8 protein-coding genes are annotated in these 7,104 nt (G+C 45.0%); 5 read left to right on the forward strand and 3 right to left on the reverse strand.

Going from position 1 to position 7,104, the window contains the following annotated elements:
• Positions 1-315: 315 nt before the first annotated feature.
• Entirely contained in the window at positions 316-1,068 is a 753-nt protein-coding gene (locus AC805_RS14305) for a M48 family metallopeptidase (protein ID WP_055076042.1), read from the reverse strand.
• 17 nt (positions 1,069-1,085) lie between these two features.
• Entirely contained in the window at positions 1,086-2,036 is a 951-nt protein-coding gene (locus AC805_RS14310; protein WP_055076043.1) for a hypothetical protein, read from the reverse strand.
• 366 nt (positions 2,037-2,402) lie between these two features.
• On the opposite strand from AC805_RS14310, the gene AC805_RS14315 reads away from it, so the two are divergent.
• On the forward strand, positions 2,403-3,083 hold the full coding sequence (locus tag AC805_RS14315; RefSeq protein ID WP_055076044.1) for a pentapeptide repeat-containing protein: 681 nt from the start codon (positions 2,403-2,405) through the stop codon (positions 3,081-3,083).
• 45 nt (positions 3,084-3,128) lie between these two features.
• Here the strand turns inward: AC805_RS14315 and AC805_RS14320 are convergent, their stop codons facing one another.
• Positions 3,129-4,073, reverse strand: coding sequence for a glycosyltransferase family 9 protein (locus tag AC805_RS14320; RefSeq protein ID WP_055076045.1), 945 nt, complete (start codon positions 4,071-4,073; stop codon positions 3,129-3,131).
• A 272-nt stretch (positions 4,074-4,345) separates the two neighbouring features.
• Here AC805_RS14320 and AC805_RS14325 point away from each other — a divergent pair, with 272 nt between their 5' ends.
• From AC805_RS14325 to AC805_RS14335, 4 genes are all read left to right on the forward strand, one after another.
• Positions 4,346-6,010, forward strand: coding sequence for a class I SAM-dependent DNA methyltransferase (locus tag AC805_RS14325; RefSeq protein WP_055076046.1), 1,665 nt, complete (start codon positions 4,346-4,348; stop codon positions 6,008-6,010).
• 74 nt (positions 6,011-6,084) lie between these two features.
• Positions 6,085-6,381 (forward strand): HigA family addiction module antitoxin, encoded by a 297-nt coding sequence (locus tag AC805_RS14330; RefSeq protein ID WP_055076047.1) that lies wholly within the window; start codon positions 6,085-6,087, stop codon positions 6,379-6,381.
• A 40-nt stretch (positions 6,382-6,421) separates the two neighbouring features.
• On the forward strand, positions 6,422-6,547 hold the full coding sequence (locus AC805_RS27155) for a hypothetical protein (RefSeq protein ID WP_269433589.1): 126 nt from the start codon (positions 6,422-6,424) through the stop codon (positions 6,545-6,547).
• A gap of 14 nt (positions 6,548-6,561) precedes the next feature.
• Positions 6,562-6,930, forward strand: a complete 369-nt coding sequence (locus AC805_RS14335; RefSeq protein ID WP_055076048.1) for a GIY-YIG nuclease family protein — start codon at positions 6,562-6,564, stop codon at positions 6,928-6,930.
• Positions 6,931-7,104: the final 174 nt, after the last annotated feature.

Genomic DNA, 7,104 nt, shown 5'->3' on the forward strand with positions numbered 1-7,104 from the left:
GCTGCAAAGTCTCCAAATAAAGCTATGGCATGAGTCAAGACAAAATAGGGAGAAGATAGCGATCGCTAAATATAATCTTCATATTTCTTAGAATTTATCTAAGTACCTCAGCATAATTAAAATCCAGATCTAATACCAATTCACGAAAGTGTGACAACACTTCAGTGAATTAAAAAACAACCCCAGTAAGGTTTTGCGATTCCCAAAATGGCAACGCCATTTTGGGAATTGGTATAAAACCTGCGGCGCAGGTTTTAGGGTTTTAAAAAGAGGGTTGCCGCGCTCCGAGCGGCAACCCTCTTTTGGTATGAGCCTTTAACAATTAAGCCAAGCGGGAATCAATTGCCATGCATGATTTAGCGATTTATCTAGGGCTTTATAGTTAGGCTCAAACTTGCTCACCAACTTCCAAAACCGATCCGAATGATTCATATGGACGGTGTGGCAAAGCTCGTGGATCAGCACATACTCCACGACATTCGCTTCGAGAAAAAGTAACTTGTAATTGAGACTAATATTGCGATCGCGAGAACAGCTCCCCCATAGAGTCTTTTGATTGCGCACAGCGGTAGTTCGATAGGGTAACTTAAGGCGAAGACTGGTTTTGCGCAACCACCGAAATAGATGGGTTTCTGCCTTTTTCATCAACCATTGCTTCAGAAAAAATTTGCAAGCTGCGACATCCGTAATATTGCCATTGACCACTAACTTTAACTCAGTTCTTTTTTCTTGGATGGCGATCGCCCCCGATTTAGTAAAGGTCTGAGAATATTCAATCTGCCATTCTTCGCCTAGCGATCGCAAATTGATCCTGTCAGGTAATTGATGGGGCGATTGAGATTGAAAGAAGGCTTCACGTTGATCGAGTTTTAGTTGATTGCGGGCTATCCAATCTTTTTTCTTCTGAATCAGTTCGGGAATATTCTGGCGATCGTAATCTGCGGGGATCACTACCTCTAAGCCAGCTTCTACCGAGAGAGAAAGGCGCACTGATTTGGCGCGATCGCTTACCCGCACCGTATAGGTTGGTAAATTATCATTCCCCAAAGGTAAAAAACCAGATGCCATAGGGTTAATCGTTAACTTTAATCTTGGAGTAGAATTGTGCCAGCAAAGCGAGCATTTAGGCGATCGCGTTCGCGATGGGCATTGCTCCGATTGCTATAGGTGCGAGCCTGAATGTAAGACTTCCCTTTAAAAATAGTCACAAAAGCATCAGGAGCCAGTTCACGTACCTGCGCTAAGGTATTCGCATTGGCATTCGGAACGAGAACACGATAGATAGTCGTACCCGTTCCTGTCGTAGGCTTTGATTGGTTGGAAATAGGAACAGAATTAGTGGGTAACGATCCCGTCGAGTTTGCGGTCGTACTTGAATTTGTACTTGAATTTGTACTTGAATTTGTACTTGTAGATGCGGTAGGAGAAGCTATCAAAGATGCACCTATTACTTGAGCGCCTAATCCCTGCCCTCGCAGCTTTGCCGCGATCGCATTGGCACTCTGCTGGCTCGACAGGGGCGCAGCTAAAATGACCGATCGGTTATTAAAAGTTGCCAGTAAAGTACTCTTTCCTGATAAAGATTGTATCTGTTGCATTTCCAGATTCGGATCTTTGCTCATCTCCACTAAAATTACGGCGGACTGTAAGTTAGCAGGAACATCATTGACCTTAGCGGAAAAAGAATGAATCACCGCATCCAGCCCTAACTCTCGCAGTTGATTTACCCGAAACGTGGAAGATTGAGCATTATCAAATCCACCAAAGAAGGTCATGGAAGTACTGAGATAGCTGCAAGGAGCAGCGGCAATGGCAAGAAATTCGGGTAACTGGGGCAATTGGTTGGCAGCACGATCCAATATGACCACATAGCGGCGATTGGTTAGCTGCGGACAGGTTGGCGTAGTACCTAGAGACTGAGCGATCGCTGTAGAGTCACCAAAACTATTGAAGGTAAAACCAGCCAGACAAAGGACGCTTACGATGCCGATCGCCCCTGTCCAATTCCCTTTAGCAGAAATTCCCAAGGATTTCATATTGATAGACCTATTCCCTCTAACACAGTGATTTTGCTCATCTACAATCACCAATTTGTCATCAATAACTGAGATATACCACTATATGTTGCGAATTGTCATAACTATGACAAAATTTTCGGTCTTGGATTACTGTTAATTTATTATCAAACAAGATGTTACTGCCTTTCCACCTATTCAATAATTGTTGTGAGGCTTTGACCAAAAATAATCATTCTTGAATGACAAGGCAGCAGCCATCGTTAATCGACATTGAGAGGGGGGAGCTAATTGCTAGGTTTTGATTTTGATTTTAATTTTAATTTTGATTTTGATTTTTTATTTTGACTTGTTATACATAGACGCACTGACAATGGAGCCAAGGTCTTGGCAAATCAAGAACATATAACACAATTGCATCAAGGGGTAAGTTGCTGGAATACATGGCGATCGCAAGAGCATCGCTTGCAAATCGATCTTGTAGAAGCAAATCTTGCCTATGCTGAAGTAAGTAAAGCCAACTTCAGCGGTGCCGATCTGAGCTTAGCAAATTTGGGCGGCTCTAATCTAGTTGGGGCAAATCTACGCGAGGCTAATCTAACTCTAGCTAATCTGAGCGGATCGAACCTCAGTTTGGCGACGTTCCAGGATGTTACCCTCTGCATGACCAATCTTAGCGGCACGAATTTAAGTCTGGCAAACCTCAGTACGGTCAATCTCAGTCTAGCTAATCTGAGTGGGGCAAATTTGAGTGGGGCAGTGTTGCGTAATGCCAACTTGATGGGAGTTAACTTGAGTGGGGCAGATTTAACTAATGCCGATCTGACCGATGCCAACCTGAGTGGGGCAAATCTTAATGGGGCAAATTTAAGTCATGCCCAACTATGTGATACGGAGCTAAGTGGAGCAAATTTGAGTGGGGCAAATTTGACTAGGGCAAATCTGAGTGGGGCAGTCCTGCGAAAAACTAACTTTAATGGGGCAAGACTGAAAGAAGCCGACCTGAGCAATACCGATCTCCATGCAGTCAAGCTGGATGGGGCGATTTTGGAAAACGTCAAGCATTAATAACATTGAATGGCAGAAGGCTCGCAAAGCGAGCCTTCTGGTAAACTAGCCTGCCCAGATTGTCTCTAAAACGATTAGGGGATCGACAGCCTTGAGCGATTGCCCCGTACTTGCCTGTACGTATTTGATCCGTTGTTCAGCGATCGGTAGTAATTTACCCGCAGGAGTATTGGCTCCTAAAATTGCGACTAAAGCCGTACCCACAGCAACGCCTAGTTGCATCGCATCTCCCTCAGCACAGATAAATAGATTAGCTGAGGCAATAAAAGCAGTCAGCTTGCCAATATCCGTAGGGCTCGTAATTAGAAGGTTAGGAACAAGGGTAGTTAACTGTTTTAGGAGATCGGCATTGTTAACGCTATCGATCGCCACAATGGGCAAATTTGGCTGTTTTGCTTGGAGATCCTTGGCGATCGTTGCCCAGCTTGCCGCAGGATAATTAGCGTAAGCACCACAATTGAGCAAAATGAAACCACTTTGTTGAATGCCTAGACGCTTTTGTTCGTTGCTTGACCAGTCCAAGTCATTTTTGGGGAGATTAACTTTAATGGGCGGGCAGTGTTTTTGGATATTTACTGCCATCAACAAGTTATGGTTTTGGACTGCAGTGTATTCCTGCGGATCCATCGCAATAATATCCGTCAGCAAAAAGTCACCCTGACCTTTGAAGGAAATCCGTTTGGGGATACCACTCAACCATAACAGGATGTTCATGGATAAATTCGGCTGAGTAACGATCGCGGCATCATATTCGCGATCGCGGATTGTCCCAAGCAAATTACCAAAATCAGCCAGAGAGTTACGATCTTTAAAGTCAAACTTGAGCACTCGGTTGACAGATTGGCAAACGCGATAAGCTGCCATTGCCCGTGGCTCTACTACCACATCAATCTCGGCATTGGGGTACTGCTGCTTGAGGGTATCCAATGTCGGGAAAAACAGTAACTGATCGCCAGTCCCACCCGGAACCAAGGCCAGTATTCGCATCATATTTGTACATCTCTAGACGAAGACCGTAAGTAATATTACTTTGTTTTTGAGGGTTGATACAGATAGCATTAATACAAGAAAAAATTTACAAGAAAAAATTTACAAGAAAAAATTTACAAGAAAAAATTTACAAGAAAAAATTTACAAGAAAAAATTTACAAGAAAAAATTTCGCCCAAGAAATCAAAGCTGAAAAGCTAATTGCGGTTTAAATGGTGTAAAACTGTTACTCACCCAGAATTTTTAGAATCAAGCGGATAAGACAGGCAAACTATGATCTCAGGGGAAATTAAAAGTCAAATCGATCGCATTTGGGATGCTTTTTGGTCGGGTGGAATATCTAACCCGCTTGAGGTAATCGAGCAGATTACTTATTTGCTGTTTTTAAAGCGACTTGATGAGCTACATACGTTAGAAGAAAACAAGGCAAATCGAACTAAGAAGCTAATGGAGCGGCGAATTTTTCCAGAGGGCAAGGATGCTAAAGAACGTGATTATGATGAGATGCGCTGGTCTAGGTTTAAGCACGTTGCGGCGGCGGAGATGTATGAGCTGGTTAACGATCATGTTTTTCCGTTTTTGCGATCGCTAGGTGGTGACGGTTCGACTTACGCGCACCACATGAAGGATGCAAGGTTTACGATTCCGACACCTGCATTGTTGTCCAAGGTTGTAGATTTACTTGACGGGATAGTGATGGACGATCGCGATACTAAGGGCGATCTCTATGAATATATGTTGGGCAAGATTGCTAGTGCTGGTCAGAATGGGCAGTTTCGGACACCGCGCCATATTATTCAGTTGATGGTGGAGCTAACTGCACCGACGGCGGGGGATGTGATTTGCGACCCAGCGAGTGGGACTTGTGGCTTTTTGGTGATGGCGAATGAGTATTTGCGATCGCATTACCCTGAAATTTTGCGCGATACCAAGCTCAAGGATCATTTTCATCATCGGATGTTTCATGGTTTTGACTTTGATAATACGATGCTACGAATTGGCAGTATGAATATGCTGTTGCATGGTGTGGAAAATCCTGATATTCGCTATAAGGATTCACTCGCTCAGGAACACGCAGGGGATGAAGGGGCTTATACGCTGATTTTGGCGAATCCTCCGTTTGCGGGTTCTTTGGACTATGAGAATACGGCTAAGGATTTGTTAGAGATTGTCAAAACTAAGAAGACGGAATTGCTATTCCTAGCCTTGTTTTTGAGGCTTTTGAAGACGGGCGGACGGGCGGCGGTAATTGTGCCCGACGGAGTTCTATTTGGTTCGTCGAAGGCGCATAAGGAACTTCGCAAAGCTTTAGTGGAAGAACAGAAGTTAGATGGGGTGATTTCTTTGCCTAGTGGGGTGTTTAAGCCCTATGCGGGAGTCTCGACGGCGATCTTGTTATTCACAAAAACGGATTCGGGTGGAACGGATTTTGTGTGGTTTTATGATGTGAAGGCGGATGGTTTGAGTTTGGATGATAAGCGATCGCCTTTATTGCCAGATGATAAACAGGGTGTTGTGCCTGTTACACCGTTGACGGATGAGGAGCATTTTAAAAATAATTTGCCTGATGTGTTGAGGCGTTGGCGTTCCCTTCCGATGGCTGAGCGAAGTCGAAGCCATCGGAACACCCCTAGCTCCCTGAGCGGAGTCGAAGGGACGGTAAACGAAGCAGGAGATTCTGGTGGGGTTTTGGCTTCGACTCCGCTCAGCCAGCGTAGTTCTGAATACGATCGCCCTAGAACTGCTCAGAGTTTTTGCGTACCGAAGGTGGATATTGTGGCGCAGGGTTACGATCTGAGTTTGAATCGTTATAAGGAGGTGGTACATGAGGAGGTCGATCATCGCGCTCCTAAAGATATCATTGCGGATTTGGCGAGGTTGGAGGCTGAGATTCAGCAAGGGATGAAGGAATTGGAGGGTTTGCTTACTAGCGTTTAACGTAATACGCTATATAGTGGCAAGATGGTGATGCGATGAATGTAGAAATTGTTGATTATCATTGAGGCGCTCTAATGAGTGTAGATAAACTTAATCCCGTTCACCCTGGGGAAGTCCTTTTGGAAGAATTTCTCAAGCCGATGAATTTGAGCCAAAATCAATTGGCTCTGGCGATTCGGGTTCCTGCGAGACGTATTAATGAAATCATTCACGGTAAGCGCCGAATTACTGCGGATACGGCGATCCGTCTTGCTTATTACTTCAATATGTCGCCTACGTTTTGGCTTGGTTTGCAGATGGACTATGACTTAGATGTGGCTGAGGATGAGGTGGGTGAAAGGTTGAAGGCTGAAGTTATGGCATATGCGTAGATATCTAGCTCCCTGAGTGTGATGCACTGAGCTTGTCGAAGTGAAGTCGAAGGGACGGCAATCGAAGCGACAAATTGCCGCCGCGCGGATAATCGGTCTGTCTAAGTTGTTGATGGCTTCGACTCCGCTCAGCCATCAGGCGATCGCTCAGGGAACGGCTATCTAAGAAGAAATAGTAATATGGCGCATATGTATATTTTGGAGTGTGTTGATGGGAGTTACTATACGGGTAGTACTACGGATTTGGAGAGACGGTTTGAGCAGCATCAACGCGGTGAGGGTGCGAGGCATACGGCGAAACGGTTGCCTGTGAAGTTGGTTTATTGTGAGTTTTTTGATCGTGTGGCGGATGCTTTTGCTAGGGAAAAACAGGTGCAGGGCTGGACTCGCAAGAAGAAGGAGGCACTAATTGCTGGTGATACGAATTTGCTCCATGAATTTGCGGCTTGTCAAAATGAGTCCAATTATAGTCATCTGAATCAATCTAGCTCCCTGAGCGAAGTCGAAGGGACGGTAAACGAAGCCGAAAAGTCCCCGCCGCATGGATAATTGGTCTGTCTACGTTGTCGATGGCTTCGACTTCACTTCGACAAGCTCAGTGCATCGCGCTCAGCCATCGGGCGGATCTATAAGTAAAGCAGTAACTTGTTCCCTGAGCGCAGTCGAAGGGATGGTAAATGGTATCTAGCTCCCTGAGCGCTTGCCCTGAGCTATGTCGAAGGG

It is taken from the genome of Pseudanabaena sp. 'Roaring Creek' (genome assembly GCF_001402795.1).
Lineage (GTDB): Bacteria > Cyanobacteriota > Cyanobacteriia > Pseudanabaenales > Pseudanabaenaceae > Pseudanabaena.